Here is a 26055-nt window from a genome sequence, read left to right as displayed (position 1 = left end):
CACCTGCCTGCAGCGCAGGTGCAAAAAAATGCAGTGAAATATGGCTTCAGATGCCAACCAGCATGCGCTAGAAGCTATCTTTTTTGAATAAAAATAGTGATCAGCTGCGCGCTAGAGGCAGCTTGTTTCCGGCAATGGCCCGCTCCATCAGCACATTGCGACGAAAGCGGAACAGTTTGGCGGGCCGGCCCGCGCCCACCGTGCTCATGTGGCCGGTGTCTTCCACCAGGGCCTGCTGCTCGATCAAACGGCGAAAGTTCTGCTTGTGCAGGCTGCGCCCGGCCAGGGCCTCCACGGTCTGCTGCAGTTGCAGCAGCGAAAAGCTGTCCGCCATCAGCTCGAAAACCACGGGGCGGTACTTGATCTTGGCCCGCAGGCGCGCCATGCCAGTGGCCAGAATGCGGCGGTGGTCGTTGCGCATGGCGGCACCCAGCAGTTGGCGGCCTGCGGGGGCGGCCACGCCGTCGCGCCAGGCTTCGGCCACCAGGCCAGCTTCAAAAAGCAGTTCGTAGCGCTGCAGCACCAGTTCTTCGTTCCAATCGCTGCCCTCCAGGCCAAAAGTGACGCTGGCGCGCTCCCATCGCGCGCTTTTAGCTATATTTTCAGGAGCATCATTACTCCATGCGCGCAAGGCGGGCGCAATGCACTGGCTGAGAATGTCGGGCGCGCCGCTGCGCCAGTCCTCCCAGGGGAAATAGCGGTACCAGTCCTGCCAGCCCGGCTGGGCATCCCCCGCGTCATCCAGCTCGCGCGTCAGCGCCAGGTAGCTGATGGAGATGGCGCGCATGCCCACCTCCTGCGAGCGGTCGCGGTCGGCAAAGGTATAGAGTTGCTCGACAAAGCCCAGCGGGTGGTGGGTTTGCGTCTCCACCCAGGCCCGCAGACTGGCCTGCAGCGAGCGGTGGTTGGCGGTGAACGGCCCCGCAGGCAGGGCGTCACCGCCATGCGTGGTCAGGATGCGCGGCTCGCCGCCCGTCACCGCCACCAGCACTGCCACCAGATCGGCCTGCACCGAATGCTGCTCGCGCTCGGCAGCGCTTGGCGCAGTGGGGGCAACGGCATTCATGGCGGCGGCGGATGGGGTCACCAGGCAATACTTTCTGAGGAATTCGTTGGGATGGCTCGGACCGCGCGATGGCGCAGAGGTCGCGGAGGTTGCGATCAGGCTCCGCTGCGCGCGATTACCGGCTATCTTATAACGGCTTGCAGCGGCATTGCGCCGCGCTATCCGGCAACAAAAAAGCCCGCTGGCAATGCAGCGGGCTCGGGCAGTTTTTGCGCTGCCAGCGCATGGGCAACACGCTGGCAATCCAACAACGGGGTCAATCAAACATTGAACAGGAAGTTCAGCACATCGCCGTCCTTGACGATGTATTCCTTGCCTTCGGCGCGCATCTTGCCCGCTTCCTTGGCGCCTTGCTCGCCCTTGTACTGGATATAGTCGTCAAACGAGATGGTCTGCGCACGGATGAAGCCGCGCTCGAAGTCGCCGTGGATCACGCCAGCAGCCTGCGGGGCGGTGGCGCCCACGGGCACGGTCCAGGCGCGCACTTCCTTCACACCGGCGGTGAAGTAGGTCTGCAGGCCCAGCAGCTTGAAGCCCGCGCGGATCAGGCGGTTGAGGCCGGGCTCTTCCAGGCCCATTTCTTCGAGGAACATGTCGCGGTCTTCGTCGCTCATTTCCGACATTTCGGCCTCGATCTTGGCGCAGATCGCCACCACGGGCGCGCCCTGGGCTTCGGCGTAGGCTTTGAGGCTGTCGAGCAGCGGGTTGTTCTCAAAACCGTCTTCGCTGACGTTGCCCACAAACATGGCAGGCTTGGCGGTGATCAGGCAGAACTGCTTGAGCAGGGGCGCGTCCTCTTTGGACACGGGCACGATGCGGGCAGGCTTGCCTTCGTTGAGCACAGCCTGGATGGGCGTGAGCAGCGAGACCAGCTTGGCCGCTTCCTTGTCGTTGCCCGACTTGGCTGCCTTGCTGTAGCGGTTGAGCGCTTTTTCGACGGTGGCAAGGTCTGCCAGGCACAGCTCGGTCTGGATGACTTCGATATCGGCAATCGGGTCGACCTTGTTGGCCACGTGGATCACGTTGGGGTCTTCAAAGCAGCGCACCACGTTCACGATCGCGTCGGTTTCGCGGATGTGGGCCAGAAACTGGTTGCCCAGGCCTTCGCCCTTGGAGGCGCCAGCCACTAGGCCTGCAATGTCCACAAACTCGACGATGGCGGGAACGACACGCTCGGGCTCGACGATCTTCGAGAGCTCGTCCAGGCGCGGGTCGGGCACTTCCACCACGCCAGTATTGGGTTCGATGGTGCAGAAAGGATAGTTCTCGGCGGCAATTCCAGCCTTGGTCAACGCATTAAAAAGGGTGGACTTGCCAACGTTTGGCAAACCGACGATGCCGCATTTGAGGCTCATGGCAGTGCTTTCTCTATTCTTTCGGACAAACCCGGCATTTTAAGCCGAAGCGGTTTTGCGGGCGGTACTGGGGCATATTCAGACGCTTCACCGCCACCCGCAGCGCAGGCGGCAGCAATTCAAAAACAATAGCGGCAGGCGCTCACCCTCTGGCCGCTGCAGCTGTTTTTTTCACTAAATCCGTTGCTCAATCAAACTGCAGCGCGCCGCCGACCCGGTCGCCCACCCGCAGCAGGCCGCCTGCGCCCGCAGGCACGATGGCGTTCATGCCAAAGGTGACGGCGCCATCGAGCCGGTCGTCGTGGCGGTAGGTCTGCAGGGTGTCGGTCACGCTCGTGCCGCTTTGCGATGTGGCCGGGTCGATATCGGGAATGGGGCAGCGCGCGCAGGGCTTGACCAGCGGCAAATCCAGCCACTGGCGGCTGTCTGCATTGCCCTGGTGCACCGCCAGCGCCTCGATGCGGTCTTCGTCGTGCGACTGGAAGCCCTGCACCACGATGTTGGCGCGAAAGCGGTGTGCCGCCACCGCGCTGTGGCCGCCCTGCGTCAACCGGTCGTTCAGCTCATCCACCGAGGCCTGGCTGACCACGAGGATCGGATAACCATCAGCAAACTGCGTGGGCGCATCGGCGCCGCGCGTCCACTTCTTGCTGGCCAGGCGCTGCGCCTGCGGCGCCATGCGCACCAGTGCGCATTCCTTCTGCAGAAACTGGCTGAACCAGGCGTTGATGGCGTCTGGCGCCTGCAGCGCGGGCACGTGGTCGTCCCACACGCGCACGCTGCGCTCGGGGCCGGTGAACGCCATGTCCACAGTCAAGGGCTCCATGCCGGGGGCCGTCACCGTCATCACGCCACCTTCGATCGCAGGCTGCACCAGCACCATGCGGGCGATTTCGCGCTGCGTGATGAATTCGCCACGCGCATCCACCAGCATGAAGGCACGGTCGTGCTCCAGACCGGTCGGCAGCAGGCGCGCACTTTGCACCGCAATGCCCGCGCAGGACTTGATCGGGAAAATCCACAACTGGCCAATCTGGCCGGTCACGTCGAAGAAATCAGTGTCTACCATGGTCGTACTCTTGTTTGATTCTTGGCAAACCACACTGTAACGAGTAAATGCCCCGCGCTCCACGCCTACTACAATAGTCCGCCTATGGCTTCTGAATTCGATGTTTGTATTCGCGGCGCCGGCATTGTGGGTCGCACTCTGGCCTTGCTGCTGGCGCGCGAGCGCATGCGTGTGGCGCTGGTCGATACCGCCCCCTCCCCCGGCAACAGCGGCCATGGCGATGTGCGGGCCTATGCGCTCAACCAGCTCTCGCGCGAAGTGCTGCAATCGGTGCGCAGCTGGCCCGAAAACGCCTACGCCACCCCCGTCACCCGCATGGATGTGTATGGCGACGCGGGCGGCGAAGTGCATTTCGAAGCCGAGCGCCAGGGCGTCGATGCCCTCAACTGGATTGTGGATGTACCCGCGCTGGAAGCCCAGCTCGCCGCCGCCGTGCGCTACCAGCCCATGGTGGAAGTGGTGGCAAGCCCGGTGAACGCCAGCCTCACGGTGGTGTGCGAAGGCAGGCACAGCCGCACCCGCGAGGAGTTTGGCGTTGAATTTGCCACCATGCCCTACCACCAGACGGCCATTGCCACCCGCGTTCAGTGCGAGGTGCCGCACGGCCAGGCCGCGCGCCAGTGGTTCTCGCCAGCAGGCGACATTCTCGCCTTCTTGCCGCTGGGCGGTGTGGGCGCCAGCGAAGTCGCCGTGGTCTGGTCGCTGCCCGAAAAGCAGGTACCCGCCCTCAAGGCGCTGGCCGATGCCGAATTTGCCGATGCGCTGCAATCAGCCAGCCAGGGGGCGCTTGGGCGCCTGACGGTGGTGGCCGAGCGCGCCGCCTGGCCGCTGCAGCAATCGGTGGCGCGCCAATGGTGCGGCCCCATGCCCGGCAGCGACGCCCTGCGCGAGCCCGCCAGCTGGGTGCTGGCCGGAGACAGCGCCCATGCCGTGCACCCGCTGGCAGGCCAGGGCCTGAACCTGGGCATGGCCGATGTGGCAGCGCTTGCCCGGCTGCTGACCGGTGAAGACGCCCGCTGGCGCCACCTGGGCGATCTGCGCCTGCTGCGCCGCTACGAACGTGAGCGCAAGGCACGCCTCACCCCCATTGGCCTGGCCATGGACGGTATCCAACAATTGTTTACACGGGCCGAACTGCCACTGGCCAACCTGCGCAACTGGGGCATGAGCGGCTTTGAGCGCAGTGGCCCGCTCAAGGCCTGGGTGACCCGCCAGGCTATGGGTGTGAACTTTTAGAGCCCTTGCGGTACAAACCTGGGTTGGCCCGCTCACCAGGGCCTTTGGATTGTTTGAACTTACAGAAAGACTCTCATGCGATTTCTCTCTACCGTGTTGGCCAGTGCTGCCATGGCGGCCAGTTTCAGCGCCAGCGCGCAAGAAGACGTGATCCGCAAGACCCTGGCAGAACGCATTCCCCAGCTGCAGAAGATTGAGGAAGTCAGCGCCACACCCATGCAAGGCCTGTACGAAGTGCGCATTGGCACCGATGTGTTCTACAGCGATGCCAAGGGCAACTACCTGATCCAGGGCGAGCTGATCGACACCCAGGCCCACCGCAACCTCACCGAAGACCGCATCAACAAGCTCACGGCAGTGGATTTCAACAGCCTGAACCTGAAGGACGCGATCAAGACCGTCAAGGGCAATGGCTCGCGCAAGATTGCGGTGTTCGAAGACCCGAACTGCGGCTACTGCAAGCGCTTTGAAAAGGACCTGCAGAACGTCAAGGACGTGACGGTCTACACCTTCCTCTACCCGATCCTGAGCCCCGATTCGGTCGAAAAGTCGCGCAACATCTGGTGCGCCAAAGACTCCGCCAAGGAATGGGCCAGCCACATGCTCAAGGGTACCGAAGCCCCTGCTGCTGCTGCCAGCTGCGACGTGACCGCCCTGCAGCGCAACATGGAGTTTGGCCGCAAGTACAAGATCACCGGCACGCCCACGATCTTCTTTGCCGACGGCTCGCGCGTACCCGGCGCCATTGGTGCAGAAGACCTGGAAAAACGCTTGAAGACCATCAAGTAAGCACGTGCTCCGCCAGGAGAACATGCGACAACAAGGCCCTGCGGGGCCTTTTTTTAGGCTATGTCTCCGTTGAGTGTGGAAAAACGCCGATAGCCGCGAGGAGCATGGCTTGCGGGGTTGACAGGCGATGGGCGTCCAGTGCGCGGCGCCAGCCCAGGTAGTTGGGCAGATAACGGGTGGCCACACCGTGGAATCTGTAGAGCCATTGGCGCAGGCGGCTGTGATACGCATTGACGTTCTGCACATGGAATGCGCCCCTGGTGCGAACCCCTGCGGACAGGTTGACCGCTTCATGCGTGATGCTGGCGTCTGCCGCGAAGTAGCGATACGCCGCATTGGAGTCGCTAACCAGCAGTGCGTCCTCATAGAGCACCGGCTGCAGATGTTCACGCAACTGTGCCTTGCTCACCGAGCCATTGCCAGTCACAAAATCCAGCGTTTGACCCATGCGATCACGTGCGATCAGCACGCACACGTGCTCCTTGGACAGCCCCCGCTTGCTCGCCGATCCACCGCGCCTGCGAGCGGCTCTCCTCAACGAGCGCTCCCCTTGTGGGATTCGAGCAGATACGTCTCATCGACCTCGGTAATACCGCTCAGGTGGGCGGGGCGGTCATCCTTGAGCCATTGCAGGAAGCGGTGACGCCAGCGAAAGCTGGTATTGCGATGCACACCGGTGGTGCGCGCCGCCTGCCGGATGGTCTGGGATTGGAGCATGCATTGCAGATAGTCCAGCCACTTGGATTTGAGTCTCAAGCGTGCCAAGGGCGTACCCGTCAGTGCATTGAAGGTCTTGCCGCAAGCCACACAACGGTAGCGCGGCAAGCCGTGCGCCTGACTATGGCGGTACAGTTCGGTGCCCGCGCAGTGCGGACATTGATGGGCGTCGCCCTCCAGACGAGACTGGATGATCTCGTGCGCTTGCTCAGGGCCGCACTGCTGATGCAGCGCGCGCTCAATCGCCATGCGTTGCTCGGGCGTGAGGTGCTGCAATCGAGTGAGCAGCCATCCGAAGGTGCGTGAGTCCATTGAAGTCTCCAAACGGTCCTACATGGATGTTAATTAGACCGGGCGCAAGCCTGCAGAGTTCAACACTTAACGGAGACATAGCCTTTTTTTATGGCCGCGCCGCCCCCAGATGAAAAGCACCATCCCGACAAGGGAAGGCGGCAGGCGCCCCTTGGCCCACCCATACCCTGCCTATACTGCGCAAATACTCTCAGCCATCCGGCCCAGTCCATGAAAAAAAGCATTCCCGTTGCAGCCGCCAATGCCATCCAGTACACCATCACGCCGGTGGATCTGAACGCCCACCTGTACGAGGTGGTGGTCAATATTCCCGAGCCCCAGCCGCAGCAGACCGTATCGCTGCCAGTGTGGATACCTGGCAGCTACCTGGTGCGCGAATTCTCCAAAAACCTGCAGGACATGACGGCCAGCCAGGGCGGGCAGATGGTCGATGCCGTGCAGCAGAACAAGAACACCTGGCAAATCGACGCCAGCGCAGGCGTGCCACTTACCCTGAGCTACCAGATTTGCGCCTACGACAGCTCGGTGCGCACCGCGTGGCTGGATGCGAGCCGCGGCTTTTTCAACGGCACCAGCGTGTTTGTGCGCGTGCACGGTGCCGAGCAGCGGCTGCAGGTGCTGCACATCGAAGCCCCCGCCAGCCAGCCGCGCTGGCAAGTGGTCACCGGTCTGACTGCCATCAAGACCCACAAGAACGGATTTGGCCGCTACCACGCTGCCAGCTACGACGAGTTGGTGGACTGCCCGGTAGAGATGGGCGCGTTCTGGAGCGCGGAGTTCACCGCCCACGGCGTGCCCCACCGCTTTGTGGTGGCGGGCGCAGCGGCAAGCTTTGATGGCGAGCGCTTGATTGCCGACACCAAGAAGATCTGCGAGACCGAAATCCGCCTGTGGCACCCCAAGGGCAAGCCGCCGTTCGAGCGCTATGTGTTCATGCTCAATGTGATGGACGACAACTATGGCGGGCTGGAGCACCGCAACTCCACAGCCCTCATCTGCGGCCGACGCGACCTGCCGCGCAAGGGCCAGGCGTCCGATGGCAACAAGGCCGGCAGCGGCTACACCACCTTGCTCGGCCTGATCAGCCATGAATACTTCCATACCTGGAACGTCAAGCGCCTGCGCCCCATCGAGCTGGCCAGCTACGACTACGAGCGCGAGAACTACACCGAGCTGCTGTGGTTCTTTGAAGGCTTTACCAGCTACTACGACGACCTGATCCTGCGCCGCGCGGGCCTGCTGGACAATGCCGAATACCTGAAACTCCTGAACAAGACCATCAACCAGGTGCTGCAGACCCCCGGCCGCCATGTGCAAAGCGTGGCCGAGGCCAGCTACGACGCCTGGGTCAAGTACTACCGCCAGGACGAAAACACGCCCAACGCCACCGTCAGCTACTACACCAAGGGCTCGCTGGTGGCGCTGTGCCTCGACTTGAGCCTGCGCCGCGAAGGCAGCACCACGCTCGATCAGGTGATGCGCGCGCTCTACAAGCAATGCAAGGGCGGCCCGATGCGCGAGCAGGACCTGTTGGATGTGCTGCACACCCTGACAGCCCGCAGTTGGACCACCGATATCGCCGCCTGGGTGCATGGCAGATTTGACCTGCCTGTTGCTACACTTTTGCAAGCGCACGGCGTTCAATGCAAGGGCGACACACCCCAGATCGCCCAGCAGCTGGGCCTGCGCGTGAGCGAAGGCGCTGCCGGCATCGGCATCAAGGTCGTGCTGCGCGGCAGCCCCGCCGAAGCCGCCGGCATGATGGCCGGTGACGAATGGATTGGCATCGAGCCCGTGCAAGCCACCGCCCAGGCGGCTGGCTGGCGGCTGGGCAAGCTCGACGACCTGCTGCTCTACGCAGGAGACGCCAGCCAAGTGCTCGCCCTCGTCGCCCGCGACAAGCGCCTGCTGCGCCTGCCGCTGCAGTTGCCTGCCGCCACCGCTCCAAAAATGGCAGAAAAGGCAGCGACAAAAGGTCGCAAACCCACCACAAAAACCGCCACACCTGCAGATACCGTCACACTCTCTGTCGCCGATGAGAAATCGGTCAACTGCTGGCTGGATGGGCGCTAGACAGCGACAGCTTTCACTGAACAGGTACCCTGATGTGCCAAGTTGCACCACCTGCTGCACCGCAGCAGCGGGCTTGGTGTAGGATGCCTGACGAACTATGCAGGTGCCAGCGGGCCGCTGGTGCCAGACCAACCAAGGAGACAGACCGTGGCCTATGAAATGATCGAAGTGCGTGTCGAAGCCGAGAAGGTCGGCGTCATCACGCTCAACCGCCCCAAGGCACTGAATGCGCTGAACGACCAGCTGATGAACGAGCTGGGCGATGCGCTCAAGCAGTTTGACGCCGACAAGCGCATTGGCTGCATGATCATCACCGGCAGCGAAAAGGCATTTGCCGCAGGTGCCGACATCGGCGCCATGGCCAAGTACAGCTTTGCCGACGCCTATGGCGGCGACTACATCACCCGCAACTGGGAAACCATCCGCTCCATCCGCAAGCCGGTGATTGCAGCAGTGTCCGGCTATGCGCTAGGCGGTGGCTGCGAGCTCGCCATGATGTGCGACTTCATCATCGCAGCCGACAACGCTCGCTTTGGCCAGCCCGAAATCAAGCTGGGCGTGATTCCCGGCGCCGGCGGCACGCAGCGCCTGCCGCGTGCCGTGGGCAAGGCCAAGGCCATGGACATGACCCTGACCGGCCGCATGATGAATGCCGAAGAAGCCGAGCGCGCCAGCCTGGTCAGCCGCGTGGTGCCGCTGGACAAGCTGATGGAAGAAGCCCTGGGCGCGGCCATCATCATCAGCGGCTTCTCGCAGCTGGCCGTAATGGCCGCCAAGGAATCGGTCAACCGCGCCTTCGAAGGCAGCCTCAACGATGGCGTGATGTTTGAGCGCCGCCTGTTCCACGCGCTGTTTGCCACCAACGACCAGAAGGAAGGCATGGATGCCTTCGTGAACAAGCGCGACGCCAAGTTCACGCACAGTTGATGGATAGCTGCCTGACAACCGACCGATAGCCGCTCGGGCATCCTTGCAGACTCCCAAGAAAAACGCCGCATGACGCGGCGTTTTTGCTTCTCCTCACTCCGTCTCTCCTCAACTCAGTCCTCAACTCAGAATCTGGCCATTCTGCGCCACTGTCACGATATCGGTATAGGTATTGCCCTCGCGTGCGTCCTTGCCGTAGCGGATGCGCAGGCCGCCCAGGTCGAAATCGTTCATGCTTTCCAGACCTGCCATCACGCTGTCGCGGTCGATCCTTGCACCCGCTCGGCGAATGCCTTCGGCCAGCACCCGGGCATCGGCATAGCCCTCCAGGCTGACCAGCGAATCGCCGCTGAAATTGGATGCGCGCATGTCCGCGCGGTACCTGCGTGCCAGCTCGAACCGCTCCGCATTGGGTGGCGGCACGATCACCGAGAAAATCGGCCGCTCGGGCTGCTTGGCCATGGCTGCCAGATTGGGAGCGCTGCCGCCCAGGGACAGTGCAAACGAAATTGCCGTGCCGCCCGCTGCGCGGTAGGCCTCGTGAAAGGCAGGGAGCGTGCCCACCAGACTCATGATCAGCACCTGCGCGGGCACAGCAGCCAGCGCCTTGGCAGCAGGGCCGACTTCGAGGCTGGCCGTACCGGGCGTGCTGGCAATGCCCACGGCCTTGATGTTGCGCCGCGCAAGCGCCGCATTGAAGCCATCGAGCACCGACAGGCCAAACGGATCATTGGGATAGACCAAGGCGATCTGCTTGAGATTGAGGGTGTCGGCAAAGCGCACCAGGCGCTCCAGCTCCACGTCGTAGTTGGTGCGCACCCAGAACACATTGTTCGCCCCGCGCTTGTGCAGCGCAGTGGTGCCTGAGTTGGGCCCCACGATGGGTACCGTGCGCACGGCGCTCATCACCTCGGCCGTCTGGCGCGTGCCCTGGGGATGCAGCAATGCCACCACGCCTGCATCCGAGGCGAACTTGACCGCGTTTTCCTTGGCCTTGGCGGGGTTGAACTCGTCGTCTGCCATCACCAGCTCAATCTGGCGGCCATTGATGCCGCCTGCGCGGTTGATGGCATTGAAGCAGGCCTGCGCCCCCTGGAACAGACCTTGGCCGTTGGGCTTTTCCACACCGCTGTTGGCAAAGGTGGCTGCCACGCGAATGGGTGCGGACTGCGAGCGCGCAATGTACGGCGCGCCGGCAATCAGCGCCCCGGATGTCTGGAGCCACTGGCGGCGCGACCATTGCCGCTGCCCGGCTACCTTGTTCTTTTCTGGCGTCTGCATGGCGCCTTCTCCTTGAGTGGTTTCTTGCGGAACCGTGGGCTATTTCCGTCCCAGCGGTCGATAAAGCAGGCGCCACTATTGGGAAAAGCCTACATATTGTCAACAAAAATTACATATGCGCGCATGATCTTTTACACACTCGGGTTTGTCGTTATTGATGAATATCCGGGGCTATGCGAATCCGCATGGATGATCCATACGGCTGCCTGCAAAAGTGCCGCGAAATTTCTTCGGGCTGAAATTTCGATATATAATGGCGCTCTGCCGGTCGTATAGCTCAGTTGGTTAGAGCGCAGCATTCATAATGCTGATGTCGTAGGTTCAAGTCCCACTACGACCACCAGACAACAAACCGCAGTGTTCGCAAGAGCACTGCGGTTTTTCTTTGTGCAGATGCATTTCAGGCCTCAAAAATGCCGTTCGCTGGTACCTTGCCGTGCGCGTGCACCCTGCACCTGTGGCGAAAAAGAGCGCAATTGTGCCGCAGCGTGCCGACTTTGCCCCTACAATGCGCCCTCCTGGTCGTATAGCTCAGTTGGTTAGAGCGCAGCATTCATAATGCTGATGTCGTAGGTTCAAGTCCCACTACGACCACCAGACAACAAAGCCGCAGTGTTTGCACAGAACACTGCGGCTTTTGCTTTTGGTGTTGCGCGGCAACGCCGCCTGCCTCCACCAGATCGCCAGCAATTGCAGCGCAAGAATGTCGAGGCACGGAAAAAGCTGCGGCGTTACAGTGCAAGCATTCCATCTGACGGAAGCTTGCCATGCAACACATCACTCTGCTCCCTACCCCGCCACGCGCGCCAGCGCAGTTGCACTACAGCGTGGTGCCCTGTTCGCTGGGGTTGGTGTTGATCGCTACCCGCAGCGATGCGCCCACCGCCCCTGGCCAGCGACTGCCGCCCCTGGCCGTGCTGTACTTTGGCGACGAAGCAGCGCCCCTGGTGGCAGAGCTGGCGCAGTGCTACCCCAAATCCGCCCTGGTGCACGACGACGCGGGCCTCGCCGCACTGGCGCAGGCCGTGCAAGCGGCGCTGCAGACGCCTGCGCTGGCAGCGCAGGTGCCCCTGGTGCTGGGGGGCACGGCGTTCCAGCAGAAGGTGTGGCAGGCCCTGTGCCAGATTCCGCCGGGCCAGACCCGCAGCTACAGCGAACTGACGACGCTTCTGGGTGACCCCAAGGCGGTGCGGGCCGTGGGCCGGGCCAATGGCGCCAATGAAATCTCGCTACTAGTGCCCTGCCATCGGGTGATTGGCAAGAACGGCTCGCTCACCGGCTACCGCTGGGGGCTGGAGCGCAAGCATGCCTTGCTCGCCACCGAGGGGTTTGCCGCCCAGACGCAGCAAAAAGAGCTGATCTGATCAAAACCGCTAGAGCTTTCACCCCATAGGCATAGAGCGCTATCAAAATCATAGTAATGCAAGACCTGTTCAGCACTGACGACACCATTGACAGCCCAGCGTGGGAGCGCATTGCCATCGGCAAGCAGGCCTGCGTGCTGCGCGGTTTTGCGCTGCGCTGGCAACAGGCCCTCCTCGATGAATTGACGCACATCATCAGCCTGGCGCCGTTCCGTCACCTCGTCACCCCCGGCGGGCGCCACATGCAGGTGGCGATGACCAATTGCGGCCATTTTGGCTGGTACAGCGACCGCCAGGGCTACCGCTATGTGCAAGCCGATCCGCTGAGCGGCCAGCCCTGGCCTGCCATGCCATCGAGCTTCATCGAACTGGCCGCGCAGGCCGCCGACGCAGCGGCGCTACCCTCCTTTGCGCCCAATGCCTGCCTCATCAACCGCTACACGGTGGGCACGCGCCTCACGCTGCACCAGGACGAAGGCGATGCCAGCGAGCCGATCGTCTCTGTCTCGCTGGGCCTGCCCGCCATTTTTCTGTGGGGAGGCCATGAGCGTGGCGATGCCACGCAAAAGCTGCCGCTGCAGCATGGCGACGTGGTGGTGTGGGGAGGCGAGGACCGCATGCGCTACCACGGCGTGATGCCGGTCAAGGACGGGGCGAGCCCCGTGGCGCATCCGCTGCTGGCGGGGCAACGGATCAACCTGACCTTCCGCCGCGCGGGCTGACCCGGCGCGCGGGCCAACAAAAAAGCCCCGCGCGCGGTGCACGCGGGGCAACAGGAGCCTGGCAATCTGCAGAACAGGGTCAGCCGGCAGAAACGGCCTTCTGCCACGCGTCGTACAGGTCTTCGCCCTCATCGCGCACCCGGTGGCTGACCAGCGCCATCTCGCGCTCGCCCTCTGGTTTGGCCAGTTGCTCGTAGCCGCGCGCGGCAGACAGGTCGTAGGGCTCGCCGTCTTCGTTGGAGTAGGCGTAGTACACCGTCTTCACGCCAGCCAGCAGCATGGCCGTGTAGCACATGGTACAGGGGTAGCCGCTGGCGTACACCACCGCGCCCGATAGATCGGTGTTGCCCTGGGCCTTGGCAGCCATGCGCACCGCCTGCATTTCTGCGTGGGCGGACGGGTCGCACAGCTCGTCCACCTGGTTCACGGCCCGGGCCAGCACCCGGCCGTCCTTGACCAGCACGGCGCCAAAGGGCCAGGTCGGCTGCTTGCGGCCCTTGACGTTGCCCATGGCCAGTCGTATGGATTCGATCAGGTACTTGCCGGTGTCATTGTTGTGGTCGTTGCTCATGAAATCATTCCCTCGGATGGAAAAACAAGGATCAGCTGCCTCGGTAGGTGTTGAAGAACCATGGCGAGCACAGCATGGGTACGTGGTAGTGCTGGGCCGCGTCAAAGATGGAAAAGCGCACCAGCACCTCGTCCGACAGGGCCGTGGGCTCCTTGAAATGCTCGCCAACGTAAAAGCGCAGCTCGAAATCACCGGTGCGCGCGGCGGCGGCTGCCATCATGGGCGCATCGGTGCGGCCATCGGCGTTGGTTCGCGTGCTGGTGAGGCGCTGCGCCGGGGTGTGCGCAAGGTCATACAACTCCACCCGCATGCCGCTGATGGGGCGGCCGGTGGTGAGGTTGAGTACATGGGTGCTGATGCCTGCCATGGCGTTCCTTTCGATCAAGTAGCGTTGCGGCGGCTCAACTGCCGCGCGAGTAGGTGTAGCTCCAGGGGCCGAACTGGATCGGCAGGTGGATGCGCTCTGCGGCATTGGTGATCTGAAAGCGCACCGGCAGCTTGGAGAGGAACGGCGGCCGCGGCAACTGGGCGCCCTTGGCTGCGAAATACGCATCCACATGCAGCAGCAGCTCGTAGCGGCCGGTGCGGTAGCTGTCGTCGATCAAAAGCGGCTCATCAGCACGGCCATTGGCGTTGATGGTGAAGCTGCGCACCAGCACATAAGCATCTCCATCCCAGCGCGAAAAATCGATGCGCAGGCCGGTGGCGGCCATGCCGTGGTAGGTGTCGATGGTGTGCACCGTCAGCCGCGGGCTTGCACCATGCAGCACGATGGGGCCGGTGCCCTGCGCGGGCGCAGCAGGCGCTGCAGGCGCATCGGCTGCCAACGCACCCCGCGCAGCCACCAGGGCCGAGGCGCCCAAGGCAAGGCTACCCAGGGCAAACTGACGGCGCGCCGGAGCCTGGGGCAGGCCAACCTGGGGCAGGCCAACCTGGGGCAGGCCAACCTGGGGCAGGCCACCCTGGGGCTGGGCGCACTGTGGCGTGGAGGAATGTAATGTCTGGGTCATGAACCGGTCTCCTCGGGTGCGGCCTCAGCGGCCCTGGCCTTTGCGGCGCTGCATGCGGGCAATGAAGGCAATGGCAAGAACCGCTGCGAGCGCTTCCACAATCGCCACCAGGTACAAGCCCGGCGCCACCTTGCCGGTGGATGTCTTGATCAGGCCCATCAGGTAAGGTGCGCCAAAACCTGCCAGATTGGCCACCGAATTGATCAGCGCCACACCCACGGCTGCGGCGCCTCCGCTCAGCAGCATGTTGGGCATCTGCCAGAACACGGGAATCGCGCTCATCGTGCCGATGAGGGCCAGCACCATGGCCGTGAGCGCCAGCACCACCGGAATGCTGGCCATGCCCATGGTGATGGCGAGCGCCAGCATACCGGCAGCGCCCAGCAGGGCCGAGCCCGCAAAATGCCAGCGCACCTCGCCGCGCTGGTCCGAATGGCGGCCATTGAGCACCATGCCCGCAGCGCCCAGCAGATAGGCGGCGCCTGCGATCCAGCCCACTTCCATGGGGGTGGTAAAGCCCGCTTCTCGAATGACGGTCGGCATCCAGAAGGTCAGCGTGGAATTGGCGCACAGCAGGCAGAAGAACACGGCAATCAGCAGCCACACCATGGGGTTGCCGAACAGGGTGCGCCAATCGCTGTCGCGCTCGCCCTGGGCTTTCTGGTCAAGCTCCAGCTGCTGGCGTACGATGGCGCGGTCCGCGTCGGTCAGCCACTTGGCCTGCTCGGGGCGGTCGGTCATGTAGAAATAGGCCACGACACCTGCCAGGACCGAAGGAATGCCTTCGATGATGAACAGCCACTGCCACCCGTGCATGCCGTGGGCACCGGCCGTCCAGGTCATGATGCCGCCCGCCAGCGGGCCGCCCAGCACACCGGCAATGGCCGAGGCCGACATGAAGGTGCCAAACGCCTTGGCGCGGCGCTTCGATGGATACCAGTAGGTCAGGTACAGGATGACGCCGGGGTAGAACCCTGCCTCGAAGGCGCCCAGCAGAAAGCGCAGGATGTAGAACTGCGTGGGCGTCGTCACCCAGGCCTGCAGAATGCAGATGATGCCCCAGCCGATGGTGATGCGCATCACCGTCTTCTTGGCGCCGATCTTCTGCAGCAGCATGTTGGAGGGCACCTCGAACAGGAAGTAGCCGATGAAGAAGATGCCCGCGCCCAGGCCGTAGACGGCTTCGCTGAACTTCAGGTCATCGAGCATCTGCAGCTTGGCAAAACCGATGTTGACGCGGTCCAGCCAGGCCAGCACCCACAGCACACCCAGAAAGGGCAACAGCCGCCAGGAGATCTTGGAATAGGTGGCGTCGACCTCGTCGATGGAGGACGCCGCACCACTGAGGGGCACACTTTGAGCGTTCATTGCAAGTCCTTGTCTCGGGAATTTGTAGTTGGGGTTTGCGAACGCTTGCATGGTCGCGGCTTGCGGCAATATGCGAAACTAGCCAGCTGCTATGAGCCGCATAGCAAAACGCATATTCATAGGGAAAACACGTGTCTCGCAGCGAAGATCCATTCGATACCTACCTGCTGCGTGTGCTATGCACATTGATCCATGAAAAGAGTGTGTCGCGCGCCGCCATACGGCTGAACCAGTCGCAACCGGCCATCAGTGCCGCGCTGCGGCGGCTGCGGGCCATCTTCAACGATCCGCTGCTGGTGCGTGACAAGAACCGCATGGTGCCCACGGCGCGGGCGCTGCAGGCGGTGGAGCAGGCGCGCGCTGCGCTGGGCCTGATCGATGGGCTACTCACCTCGGGCAAGGAGTTCGCTGCCGAGACCACACAGCAGCGCTTTACCATTGCCACGCCCGACTACCTGGCGCCGCCCTTCATGGCGCGCGTCGTCCAGCTCATGCGCGCCCAGGCGCCCGGGGCGCGGCTTGCCATACTTCCGCTGGGGCAGAACTTCGACTACGAGCAGGCCCTGCAGAATGCCGAGGTGGACATCGTCATCGGCAACTGGCCCAGTCCGCCGGAGCACCTGCACATCTCCATGCTGATTGAGGACGAGGTGGTCTGCCTCATGGATGCCAGCCACCCGCTGGCCGCGCCGGAAGAGCTCACGGCAGAGCGCTACCTGCAGGCGGCGCATGTGGTGTTCACGCCCTACTCGCCCGACCAGCGCGGGGTGGTGGAATCGAGCCTGGGCACCATGCGGGTGAGCCGCGACGGCCGCGTGCAATGCACCTACTTCTCGCAGGCCCCCGATCTGCTGGTGGGTACCGACCTGCTGCTGACCACCAGCCGCCACTTCGCCGCCTACCACGCCAGGCGCCTGCCCCTGGCCATGCTGCCGCTGCCGGTGGGCAACCGCACCATGCGCTTCTACCAGCTGTGGCATTCGTCGCGGCACCGCGATGCCTCCCATATCTGGCTGCGCGGCCTGTTGGGCCAGGCATCGCAGGCCTTGGCAGAGCGGGCGTAGCCGGATGCTATACGGGCTATAACAAGCCAGGACTGTGAGGCGGGAAACGCGCTTTCTACACTGGCTCCATGACTACCACCTCCACCCACCCTACCCCTTCGCTCGACGAACTCAACACCATGGCGCACGGCGATTTCGTGGCCGCGCTTGGCGAAGTGTTCGAATATGCCCCCTGGGTTGCGGAGTCTGCTGCGCGCCAGCGCCCGTTTGCGGACATTGACGCATTGCACGCCGCCATGCTGGCTGCCGTGCACGCCAGCCCGCGCGAGCAGGCGGTGCGCTTTCTCTGCGGCCACCCGGAGCTGTCGGCCAGCGCGGTACGCTCCGGCACGCTGACCAGCGACTCCCAGCTGGAGCAGCAAAGCGCCGGGCTGGGCGATCTGGAAAAGGAACAGGGCGAGCGCCTGGCAACACTGAACCAGACCTACCGCACGCGCCACGGCTTTCCATTCATTGCCTGCGTGCGCCACTACACACGCATGGGCCTCTTTGCCGAGTTGGCCTCACGCACCGAGCGCGACACCGAGCAAGAATTTGCCGAAGCCCTACGCCAGATCGGCTTCATCAGCCGCCTGCGCCTGGCGCAGCGCGTGCGCATGGGCAGCCTGCAGGCGGCGTGAGTCCATCAGCCCTTTTCGGGCGGTGAACTTTCGCCACCACCGGCAAGCTCCTGCGAGAGCCAGTCGATGAAACTGCGCACCTTGGGTGCCAGGTAGCGGCGGCTGGTGTAGATCGCGTACAGGGTCACGGTAAGCGCACTCCATTGCGGCAGCACGCGCACCAGTTGCCCCTGGGCCACATCCGCATCCACCAGCCAGCCGGGCAGAAAGCCGATGCCCATGCCCGCGCGCACGGCGTGCAGGCTCAGGTTGGAATCATCGGACAGCAGTGCCGGTGGCAGATGCAGGGGCACGCTGCGCCCGCCCTGGCTCAGTTGCAAAGGGCCCGTGGCCACATAGCTGGGTACCACGGCGGCGTGGCGCATCAGGTCTGCGGGCTGCTGCGGAAGGCCCGTGCGCTGCAGGTAGGCAGGCGCTGCCACCAGGTAGAAAGGCACCTCGCACAGCGGGCGGGCAATCAGGTGCGGCGCGGGCTCGGTGGCGGCGCGCAGGGCCATGTCGTAGCCTGCGGTGGCCAGATCGATCTTGTGGTTGTCGAGGTGAATGTCCACCAGCACCTCGGGGTAGCGGGCACGGTAGCTCGCCAGTATCTGGGCCATGCGGGGCGTGGCACACCACACCGGCGCGCTGATCTTGAGCTGGCCGCGCGGCGCCTGGTGGTGCTGGCCGATTTCCTGCGCTGCGGCGTCGAGCATCTCCAGCGCCTGGCTGCTTTGCGCATACCAGCGCTGGCCCGCTTCGGTCAGGCTCAGGTGGCGGCTGCTGCGGTTGAGCAGGCGTGCACCCAGGCGCTTTTCCAGCTGAGCCACATGCTTGCTGGCCATGGGCGCCGAGATATCGAGCCGCTGCGCGGCCAGCGCAAAACTGCCGCTGTCCACCACCTGTCGGAACACTTGCATGCTGGTGAGCTGGTCCATAGTTTCTTATCAAGAAATTGATCCATGCATTTTAGGCTCTTGGTTTCCTGGATAAGCACCTCTACATTCATGGCAAGGAGTTTTTTCCATGACCACCACTGTGACTGCCCCCGCTGTTTCTCCCGCCCCTGCGCACCCCCAACGGCTGCCCGTGTACTTCATCTCGCACGGCGGCGGCCCCTGGCCGTGGATGCCGCAGATGGCTCCGGCCTATGCGAACCTCGCCACGTCGCTGGCTGACATGCCGCGCCAGATCGGCCGCACGCCCAAGGCCGTGCTGATGGTGTCGGCCCACTGGGAAGAGCCCACCTTCACCGTGCAGGCCACGCCGCAGCCCGGCATGATCTACGACTACGGCGGCTTTCCGCCCGAAACCTACCAGATCCATTACCGCTCGCCCGGCTCACCCGCACTGGCGCAACGTGTGGCAGGGCTGCTCGCGCAGGCGGGCATTGCGGTCGAGGCAGACGCCGAGCGTGGCTACGACCATGGCATGTTCTCGCCAATGCGCGCCATCTACCCGGAGGCGAATGTGCCGGTGGTGCAGCTGTCGCTGCGGCGCGGGCTCGACCCCGCCGAGCATCTGGCGCTGGGCCGCGCACTGGCGGCCTTGCGCGATGAGGATGTGCTGATCATTGCCAGCGGCCTCTCGTACCACAACCTGCGTGCCTTTGGCCCGCAAGCGCACGCGCCAGCAAAAGCCTTTGATGACTGGCTGGCCGACACCATGCTCGACAGCACCCCTGCCGAGCGCTCGCAGCGCCTGATCGACTGGGAAACTGCCCCTGCGGCCCGGCTGGCCCACCCGCGCGAAGAGCATCTGCTCCCGCTGATGGTGGCCGTGGGCGCAGCCGAGGGCGACCAAGCGGTGCGGGTGTACCATGAAGACGCTTTCATGGGCGGGCTGGCGGTGTCGAGCTATCGTCTGGACGCGTAAACGGCAGCGCGACGGGACTCACCGACGGAATGGAAAGGTGGACAAGGCGGCATCCTCCGCCCTGCCCCTCCAAAAACCCGCCCTCGCCCATCTGTCTCGGTGATCGATCTTCAAAAAAGTTGCAACATACAACCTAAAAGTTGTATATTGCAACCATCTACAGGAGATCCGTATGACAGCAGACGCGACCTTGGTCAACGACATCCGCGCAGCATCGCGCTGCATGGTACGGGAATTGGGCTTCATGGCCAGCACGCTGGCGGCCACCCAGTATTCTGCATCGGCAGTCCATGCCCTGTTGGAGATTGAGGCGCGCGGCAGCATCACGGCAGCGCAATTGGCGGAGTTTCTGGGGCTGGACAAATCCAGCGTGAGCCGGATGGTGGCCAAGCTCGTAAAGAACGGCGAAGTGAACGAGCAGCCCTGTACCGATGATGCGCGTGCCAAGCAACTGCTGCTGACCGCACACGGCAGCCGCACGGTGGCAGACATCCACGCCTATGGCCAGATGCAGGTGCGCTCTGCCATGGCCCAGCTCAACCCATCGCAGCAGCAAGCTGTTGCCCAGGGGCTGTCGGCCTATGCAGGGGCACTGCAGGCGCACCGGCTGGGTGCCAAGGCAGGCCAGCCCACGGCCAACACCAGTACCGGCGCCATCACCGTGCACAGCGGCTACCGGCCGGGCGTGATTGGCCGCGTGGCGGAGATGCATGCGGCCTTCTACGCCCGGGATTGGGGCTTTGGCCAGTTCTTTGAAAGCAAGGTCGCCACCGGTGTTGCCGAATTCGCCGGGCGCCTGGCCGAGCCGGGCAATCAGATCTGGACCGCCGTGCAGAACGACCGCATCGTCGGCTCCGTTGCCATTGACGGCCAGGACCTGGGCGACAACCAGGCCCACCTGCGCTGGTTCATTCTTGATGACGGCTGCCGCGGCAGTGGCGTGGGCCGCCAGCTGATGGCGCAGGCCATGGCCTTTTGCGACCAGCGCGGCTTTGCGCGCACGCAGCTGTGGACGTTTCAGGGCCTGGATGCGGCGCGCAGGCTCTACGAATCCTTTGGCTTTGCGCTGGTGCATGAAGAAGCTGGCCAGCAATGGGGCTCCAAGGTGGTGGAGCAGCAGTTCACCCGCCGCCTGCACGGCGCCTAGGCGGCACATGCAGTCTCGCCAGCCCGCGCTGTGGGCAGCAGCCACCACCGGCATGCTGGTGGGGGCGGCCATGGTGTCCACCAGCGCGGTATCGCCCGCAGCCTCGCCCGCCAGCCTGGCCTTTCTGCGCTATGCCATCGGGCTGGCGATTCTGGCGGGCCCCGCCCTGATCGCAGCCTGGCCCCGGTACCGCGCCCGCGATGCGCTGGCCGTTGCCCTGCTGGGCGTAGCGCAGTTTGCAGTGCTGATTCTCTTGCTCAACCACGCGCTGGCACGCCTGCCCGCATCGACCTGCGCGCTGGTGTTTGCGACCATGCCGCTGTTCACCCTGTGCCTGGCGGCCCTCGCGGGGCGCGAATCCTTCAGCCTCCGTAAACTCGCTGGCGTGCTGCTGGCCGTGGGCGGGGTGGCGGTTTTGCTGATGGGCTCGGGGCGCCACGCTGGCAGCGCCGGCACGCTGGATCGTTCTGGCATGGCGGCCCTGCTGGCGGCCACCCTGGTGGGGGCAGCCACCAGCATTCTGTACGGCCCCTATATGCGGCGGTATCCGGCGCTTCCCACCAGCAACCTTGCCATGGGCGCAGCGGTGTTGTTTCTGGCGCTGTACTGCGCGCTGCAGGGCCAGCCCCTGGTGCCGGTGTTTTCTGTGGTGCAGTGGGGGCACGTGGTCTTCATCGGCCTGTCGAGCGGGCTGGGCTATTTTTGCCTGCTGTGGGCACTGGGCCGCCTCGATGCATCGCTCGTGATCGCATTCCAGACCCTGGGGCCCGTCACCGCCGCCGCGCTGGAGTTGGTTATGTACCAGCGCATGCCCTCGCCTGCCCTGCTGGCGGCCATGGCCCTGGTGATGGCAGGCCTGATCGCCACCACCAAGGGCGCCCGGCCATAAACAAAGGGCCCCGCACGCCAAGCCCCAGCGCCGGACTCTGGCACCATGCCCTTTTGTAGAATGCGGCCTTCAGCCCCTGGATATACACCATGCAACGCTGCACAACACCAACCCCACACACGACACGCCTGCGCCGCCACTCCGCCGCCATGGCAACGGCTCTCACCCTGGGCCTGGGATTGCTGGCCGCCGTGCCCGCACAAGCCCAGACCGCCACCTTCGCCCCTGTGCAAGGCCAGGTTCGCGCCTTTCCTCCGCAGGCCCTGCGCGGCACCCTGGTGGTGAGCAGCGCCAGCCAGGCCACGGTCGATGGCAAGCAGCTCCTGCTGGCTCCGGCATTCAAGCTCTACAACCCGCAAAACGCCACGATCCGCCCCGGCACCGTGCAGGGCCAGGAGCTGAACGTGAACTACGTGATCGAAAAAGCCTCGGGCCGCCTGCACGCTGCCTGGATCCTGAATGGCGCAGAAGCCCAGCTCAAGCGCGACCGGGCCGACAACAGCTTCTGGAGCAGCCTGTTCCGGTAAACAGGCCTCAGTAAAAACTACTCTTTTCATAGCTGCTGGCGCTTTCTGGATAAGCGCCAATGGCTGCTTTGACCATAGCCTCGCCTGCCGAGGCCGTGGCGCTATGGATTTGCACCATGTCTAAAAAAGTCTTCATCAAAACCTTTGGCTGCCAGATGAACGAGTACGACTCGGACAAGATGGCCGACGTACTGGGCGCCGCCCAGGGGTACGAACCCACCGACGACCCGGAGCAAGCCGACCTGATCCTGTTCAACACCTGCTCGGTGCGCGAGAAGGCGCAGGAGAAGGTGTTCAGCGACCTCGGCCGCGTCAAGCACCTCAAGGAAAAGGGTGTGCTCATTGGCGTGGGCGGCTGCGTGGCCAGCCAGGAAGGCAACGAGATCATCAAGCGCGCCCCCTATGTGGACGTGGTGTTCGGCCCGCAGACCCTGCACCGCCTGCCCGAGCTTTTGAACGCCCGCCAGGCCAAGGCCAAGCCGCAGGTCGACATCTCCTTCCCCGAGATCGAGAAGTTCGACCACCTGCCGCCCGCCCGGGTTGAAGGCGCATCGGCTTTTGTATCAATCATGGAAGGCTGCTCCAAGTACTGCAGCTACTGCGTGGTGCCCTATACACGGGGCGAGGAGGTCAGCCGCCCCTTCGAGGACGTACTGGTCGAGGTTGCTGGCCTGGCCGACCAGGGCGTGAAGGAGATCACGCTGCTGGGCCAGAACGTGAACGCCTACCTGGGCAAGATGGGCGATACGGCCGAGATCGCCGACTTTGCGCTGCTGCTCGAATACGTGTCGGAGATTCCCGGTATCGAGCGCATTCGCTACACCACGAGCCACCCCAATGAATTCACGCCGCGCCTGATCGAAGCCTATGCCAAGCTGCCCAAGCTGGTCAGCCACCTGCACCTGCCCGTGCAGCACGGCTCGGACAAGATCCTGATGGCGATGAAGCGCGGCTATACCGCTATGGAATACAAGAGCACCATCCGCAAGCTGCGCGCCATCCGGCCCGATCTGGCCATGAGCAGCGACTTCATCGTGGGCTTCCCCGGCGAGACGGAGGAAGACTTCCAGAAGATGATGAAGCTCATCCACGATGTGCGCTTTGACAACAGCTTCAGCTTCATCTTCAGCCCACGCCCCGGCACCCCTGCAGCCAACCTGCCCGACGAGACGCCTTACGACGTGAAGCTGCGCCGCCTGCAGGAGCTGCAAGCCGTCATCAACAACAACATCAAGGAAATCAGCGAAGAACGCCTGGGCACGGTGCAGCGACTCCTGGTGGAAGGCAAATCCAAGCGCGACAACGGCGAGCTGATGGGCCGCACCGAATGCAACCGCGTGGTCAACTTCCCCGGCCAGGACCGCCTGATTGGCCAGATGGTCGATGTAAAGATCACCGAAGCCATGGCCTACACCTTGCGCGGCGAAGTGGTGATTGCGCAGTAAGGCGCTCCGCTACAGCATGACCCGAGCCGCCTGCACAGGCGGCTTTTTCATTGTTGCACTGCTTCGGATGGGCGCGTTTGCAGCGGGCTGGTGGCTCCGTGGCTCGATGACCATCGCCTCATGCACAGAAGAATCAACAATTTATTACAAATAACGAAAACAAGAATACTCATCTTTTAATAGCTACAAACGCTCAACAGACAAGCGCGGCGACCGTCTTTCACCTCAAATCCAGCAGGCGCCTGGCGGTTACCCTGCCGGAAGCCGGGCCAGGGTCGGTAGCATGTGGGCTTCGCACAGAGAGACACTCCACAGAAAGCGAGCTTGCACCATGGCTTCCGTTGCCGATCCTTCCACCGCATTGCACGGCGATGCGCTCGATGCCTATCTCGACCATGTGGAAACCATTTTCGACAGCGATGACGACGAAGCCCAGCCGCTTGAATGGCCTGCGCGCCAGACGGCTGCCAGCGAGCGCCTGGGCCAGCAGGCCATGCAGCCCGACGACCTCGACCAGTTGCGACGCATCTACCGCCTGTGGTCGATGAGCGGCCAGCCTGCACGCGCCCTGGCCGCCGTGCAGCAGCACCAGGAGCGCCTGCTCGGCGACCTGAGCCACACCGCCCAGCGTGACGCCGCAGTCACCATGGGCATGATGCAGGCCGATGCGGCCGAAGACATCCGCGAACTGCCGCGCGAGCAGTACCACAGCGTGGTGCGCCATGCCATGCAGGCCGTAGACCAATGGGGCGCGCAGGGCGATCCCGACCGTGCCTGGGGCTTTCTCGCCCGCCATGCGCAGCAGGCCCAGGCTTTCGATCTGCAGGAGCAGATCTTCCGCAAACAGCACCAGTACAAAAGCCAGCAGGCCGAGCGCGCGAGCTACCGCGCCTGGGACGACGCCGTCCTTGCCACCCGCCTGGGCGCCATCGAAGCGGCCAAAGGCAACCCCACATCGGCGCGCGATTTCGGCCACTACGCCTTCGCCAAGCTGCAGCAGCCTGGAGCCGGGCAGGACATCGACACCAACGACTGGCTGCGCCTGGCCGATGACATCATCTCCCTGGCGCCCGATACCGTGGCCTCCTACAGCGAATGGACCCTGGCGAGCCTGCCCGCCGATGCCTCACCCGGCACCCGACGCGACACCCTGGCCCAACTGGCGCGCCTGCATGCGCACAGTCTGTACCGCCAGGGCCAGCTCGATGCCGCCATTGCCAAAGGCCTGGAAGGCCGCTTTGCGCTGGTGCAGGACAGCGACGACGCCATGAGCGCCAGCTTGATCGAGTGGCTGGTGCAGGCGGGCCGTCTGCCCGAGGCCGCGCACATGGCGTTCGAAAGCGCGCTGCACAGCCGTGGCACATCGCGCGAAGCAGGCTGCCGACAGGCACTCGCCCACCTGGGCGAATCGGCGGGCGCCCCCTACTGGGCCCTGACCCTGATGGCCGCCAGCAGCGAGGCCGAGCTGACAGAGTTTCTGCCCGAAGGCATGGAGCCCGAGGAGGCCTTTGCGCACTATGGCGCCATCGTGCAGCAGCAAACGCCCAACCATCCACTCTGGCGCCTGCTGCAAGGCAACCACCTGTTCGAAGCCGACCGCCATGCCGAAGCGCTGCCGTTGCTGGAAGCGCTGAGCGAGCTGCCCCAGTACGCCAATGGCGAGCTGACGTACCGGCTGTTCATCGCACGCGCGCGCAGCATGGGCCTGCAGGCGGCGCTGAAAACGCCCTACATCCGCACCGACGCAGGCAGTTGGAACTACGCCATGGGCGTGCGCATGGACGACGACTGGCCGCTGAAGGAAGCCCTGAACATTGCCGGCGACGCCCTGCCCGGCGACTGGCCCTATGACGAGCTGCTGCGCTGGACCAAGCACTACTACGAAGCCGGTCAGGCGCGTTTTGAGCACTGGTTTGCCACCGGCCAGGGCAGCTACAAGGATGGCGACATCCACGACTACTCGATGCTGTGCAACAACCTGGCCATCAAGTACCGCTACAACGACGAAAACTACGACGCTGCGCTGGCCCTGCACGCCAAGGGCATCGCCACCAGCCCGTTTGCCGAGCATTACAACGGCATCCTCTCCACCTACATCGATACCGACAACTACCCCCAGATCATCGCCGCAGGCGAGCAGCTGTGGCACTACAGCCGGGAGAATGGCTACAGCCGGCACAGCCCGTCCGACTACTTTCCCAAGGTGGCCTATGCGCTCTACCAGCAGAGCCGCAACGTGGAAAACAGCATCTGGCTGGAGCGCCTGGACGAATGGTGGAATGCGCTGGACGATGACGACCAGCGCGAGTCCCGCCACGACTACTTGAGCAGCCTGCTCAACCAGCTCGACTACTACTCGGACACCCATGGCGCCGAGGTGCTGCCGCGCCTGCAGGCCCTGCTGCCCGAACTGCGCGAGCGCAAGAACGCCTACCTGCTGCGCCGGGCAGGCGATGCCATGCAGACATCTGGAACACGGCAGGAAGCCATGCAGATCTACCAGGACGCGCAGCGCTTTTCCGAAGACAGCCACCCCGACGAGCGCAAGCGCCTGGAAGACAGCATTGCCGAGCTGGCCCCCAAGCTGGGCAAAGGCACGGGCAGCAGCGCCGCAGCCAGCAGCAAGCCCTGGTGGAAGTTCTGGTAACG

General features: G+C 63.8%; 23 protein-coding genes, 2 tRNA genes and 1 pseudogene. 16 read left to right on the top strand and 10 right to left on the bottom strand.

Features of this window, described 5'->3' with window-relative positions:
• Nucleotides 1-100 precede the first annotated feature (100 nt).
• From LAD35_RS03555 to LAD35_RS03545, 3 genes are all read right to left on the bottom strand, one after another.
• Entirely contained in the window at nt 101-1066 is a 966-nt protein-coding gene (locus LAD35_RS03555; RefSeq protein ID WP_224151340.1) for an NUDIX hydrolase, read from the bottom strand.
• A 260-nt stretch (nt 1067-1326) separates the two neighbouring features.
• Nucleotides 1327-2421: a redox-regulated ATPase YchF gene (gene ychF / locus LAD35_RS03550; RefSeq protein ID WP_224151339.1), complete on the bottom strand. Its 1095-nt coding sequence runs from the start codon at nt 2419-2421 to the stop codon at nt 1327-1329.
• A 187-nt stretch (nt 2422-2608) separates the two neighbouring features.
• A complete protein-coding gene (locus tag LAD35_RS03545; RefSeq protein WP_224151338.1) occupies nt 2609-3490 on the bottom strand; it encodes an MOSC domain-containing protein in 882 nt (293 codons plus the stop codon).
• Nucleotides 3491-3574: 84 nt separating this feature from the next.
• On the opposite strand from LAD35_RS03545, the gene LAD35_RS03540 reads away from it, so the two are divergent.
• On the top strand, nt 3575-4726 hold the full coding sequence (locus LAD35_RS03540) for an FAD-dependent monooxygenase (protein WP_224151337.1): 1152 nt from the start codon (nt 3575-3577) through the stop codon (nt 4724-4726).
• Between the two features lie 75 nt (nt 4727-4801).
• Nucleotides 4802-5515, top strand: a complete 714-nt coding sequence (locus LAD35_RS03535) for a DsbC family protein (RefSeq protein WP_184706167.1) — start codon at nt 4802-4804, stop codon at nt 5513-5515.
• A gap of 58 nt (nt 5516-5573) precedes the next feature.
• Here the strand turns inward: LAD35_RS03535 and LAD35_RS03530 are convergent.
• Nucleotides 5574-6544 (bottom strand): annotated as a pseudogene (locus LAD35_RS03530) (IS1595 family transposase).
• A gap of 210 nt (nt 6545-6754) precedes the next feature.
• On the opposite strand from LAD35_RS03530, the gene LAD35_RS03525 reads away from it, so the two are divergent.
• Together LAD35_RS03525 and LAD35_RS03520 are read left to right on the top strand one after the other, a co-directional pair.
• Complete coding sequence (locus LAD35_RS03525; protein ID WP_224151336.1) at nt 6755-8617, top strand: M61 family metallopeptidase; 1863 nt, start codon at nt 6755-6757, stop codon at nt 8615-8617.
• Nucleotides 8618-8764: 147 nt separating this feature from the next.
• A complete protein-coding gene (locus tag LAD35_RS03520; protein WP_224151335.1) occupies nt 8765-9544 on the top strand; it encodes an enoyl-CoA hydratase in 780 nt (259 codons plus the stop codon).
• A gap of 120 nt (nt 9545-9664) precedes the next feature.
• On the opposite strand, the gene LAD35_RS03515 is transcribed toward LAD35_RS03520, so the two are convergent.
• Entirely contained in the window at nt 9665-10825 is a 1161-nt protein-coding gene (locus tag LAD35_RS03515) for an ABC transporter substrate-binding protein (RefSeq protein ID WP_224151334.1), read from the bottom strand.
• A 266-nt stretch (nt 10826-11091) separates the two neighbouring features.
• On the opposite strand from LAD35_RS03515, the gene LAD35_RS03510 reads away from it, so the two are divergent.
• The 4 genes from LAD35_RS03510 (at nt 11092) to alkB (ending at nt 12911) form a co-directional block, all read left to right on the top strand.
• Nucleotides 11092-11168: transfer RNA gene (locus LAD35_RS03510), tRNA-Met, on the top strand.
• Between the two features lie 177 nt (nt 11169-11345).
• Nucleotides 11346-11422: transfer RNA gene (locus tag LAD35_RS03505), tRNA-Met, on the top strand.
• Nucleotides 11423-11592: 170 nt separating this feature from the next.
• On the top strand, nt 11593-12189 hold the full coding sequence (locus LAD35_RS22345; RefSeq protein ID WP_317986728.1) for a methylated-DNA--[protein]-cysteine S-methyltransferase: 597 nt from the start codon (nt 11593-11595) through the stop codon (nt 12187-12189).
• 50 nt (nt 12190-12239) lie between these two features.
• Entirely contained in the window at nt 12240-12911 is a 672-nt protein-coding gene (gene alkB, locus LAD35_RS03495; RefSeq protein WP_377779382.1) for a DNA oxidative demethylase AlkB, read from the top strand.
• Between the two features lie 79 nt (nt 12912-12990).
• Here alkB and LAD35_RS03490 read toward each other — a convergent pair whose 3' ends face one another.
• Genes LAD35_RS03490 through LAD35_RS03475 form a run of 4 tightly spaced genes read right to left on the bottom strand, consistent with a single transcriptional unit; the run spans nt 12991 to nt 15860 of the window.
• Nucleotides 12991-13482, bottom strand: coding sequence for a nucleoside deaminase (locus LAD35_RS03490; protein WP_224151332.1), 492 nt, complete (start codon nt 13480-13482; stop codon nt 12991-12993).
• Between the two features lie 31 nt (nt 13483-13513).
• Nucleotides 13514-13849, bottom strand: a complete 336-nt coding sequence (gene uraH / locus LAD35_RS03485) for a hydroxyisourate hydrolase (RefSeq protein WP_184706181.1) — start codon at nt 13847-13849, stop codon at nt 13514-13516.
• Nucleotides 13850-13883: 34 nt separating this feature from the next.
• Nucleotides 13884-14492, bottom strand: coding sequence for a hydroxyisourate hydrolase (locus LAD35_RS03480; protein WP_224151331.1), 609 nt, complete (start codon nt 14490-14492; stop codon nt 13884-13886).
• A 24-nt stretch (nt 14493-14516) separates the two neighbouring features.
• Nucleotides 14517-15860 carry an MFS transporter gene (locus LAD35_RS03475; RefSeq protein WP_224151330.1) on the bottom strand — a complete coding sequence of 448 codons (1344 nt, stop codon included), beginning with the start codon at nt 15858-15860 and terminating at the stop codon, nt 14517-14519.
• A 131-nt stretch (nt 15861-15991) separates the two neighbouring features.
• Here LAD35_RS03475 and LAD35_RS03470 point away from each other — a divergent pair, with 131 nt between their 5' ends.
• The gene (locus LAD35_RS03470) at nt 15992-16924 is read left to right on the top strand and encodes a LysR family transcriptional regulator (RefSeq protein ID WP_224151329.1); all 933 of its coding nucleotides are present in this window, start codon (nt 15992-15994) and stop codon (nt 16922-16924) included.
• 68 nt (nt 16925-16992) lie between these two features.
• Complete coding sequence (uraD, locus tag LAD35_RS03465) at nt 16993-17544, top strand: 2-oxo-4-hydroxy-4-carboxy-5-ureidoimidazoline decarboxylase (protein ID WP_224151328.1); 552 nt, start codon at nt 16993-16995, stop codon at nt 17542-17544.
• 5 nt (nt 17545-17549) lie between these two features.
• Here the strand turns inward: uraD and LAD35_RS03460 are convergent, their stop codons facing one another.
• Entirely contained in the window at nt 17550-18461 is a 912-nt protein-coding gene (locus LAD35_RS03460; RefSeq protein ID WP_224151327.1) for a LysR family transcriptional regulator, read from the bottom strand.
• A gap of 88 nt (nt 18462-18549) precedes the next feature.
• Between LAD35_RS03460 and LAD35_RS03455 the strand changes: the two genes are divergently transcribed.
• From LAD35_RS03455 to LAD35_RS03430, 6 genes are all read left to right on the top strand, one after another.
• A complete protein-coding gene (locus LAD35_RS03455; protein ID WP_224151326.1) occupies nt 18550-19398 on the top strand; it encodes a DODA-type extradiol aromatic ring-opening family dioxygenase in 849 nt (282 codons plus the stop codon).
• 172 nt (nt 19399-19570) lie between these two features.
• Complete coding sequence (locus LAD35_RS03450; protein ID WP_184706196.1) at nt 19571-20545, top strand: bifunctional helix-turn-helix transcriptional regulator/GNAT family N-acetyltransferase; 975 nt, start codon at nt 19571-19573, stop codon at nt 20543-20545.
• Nucleotides 20546-20552: 7 nt separating this feature from the next.
• Nucleotides 20553-21434, top strand: a complete 882-nt coding sequence (locus tag LAD35_RS03445) for a DMT family transporter (protein ID WP_224151325.1) — start codon at nt 20553-20555, stop codon at nt 21432-21434.
• Between the two features lie 89 nt (nt 21435-21523).
• A complete protein-coding gene (locus LAD35_RS03440) occupies nt 21524-21961 on the top strand; it encodes a hypothetical protein (RefSeq protein WP_224151324.1) in 438 nt (145 codons plus the stop codon).
• Nucleotides 21962-22077: 116 nt separating this feature from the next.
• Nucleotides 22078-23406, top strand: a complete 1329-nt coding sequence (miaB, locus tag LAD35_RS03435; RefSeq protein ID WP_224151323.1) for a tRNA (N6-isopentenyl adenosine(37)-C2)-methylthiotransferase MiaB — start codon at nt 22078-22080, stop codon at nt 23404-23406.
• Nucleotides 23407-23737: 331 nt separating this feature from the next.
• Nucleotides 23738-26053: a hypothetical protein gene (locus tag LAD35_RS03430; RefSeq protein ID WP_224151322.1), complete on the top strand. Its 2316-nt coding sequence runs from the start codon at nt 23738-23740 to the stop codon at nt 26051-26053.
• Nucleotides 26054-26055 lie beyond the last annotated feature (2 nt).

It is taken from the genome of Comamonas odontotermitis (assembly GCF_020080045.1).
GTDB lineage: Bacteria > Pseudomonadota > Gammaproteobacteria > Burkholderiales > Burkholderiaceae_C > Comamonas > Comamonas odontotermitis.
The sequence above is the reverse complement of the archived record's forward strand: the minus strand, read 5'-3'. Positions and strand labels throughout refer to the sequence as shown.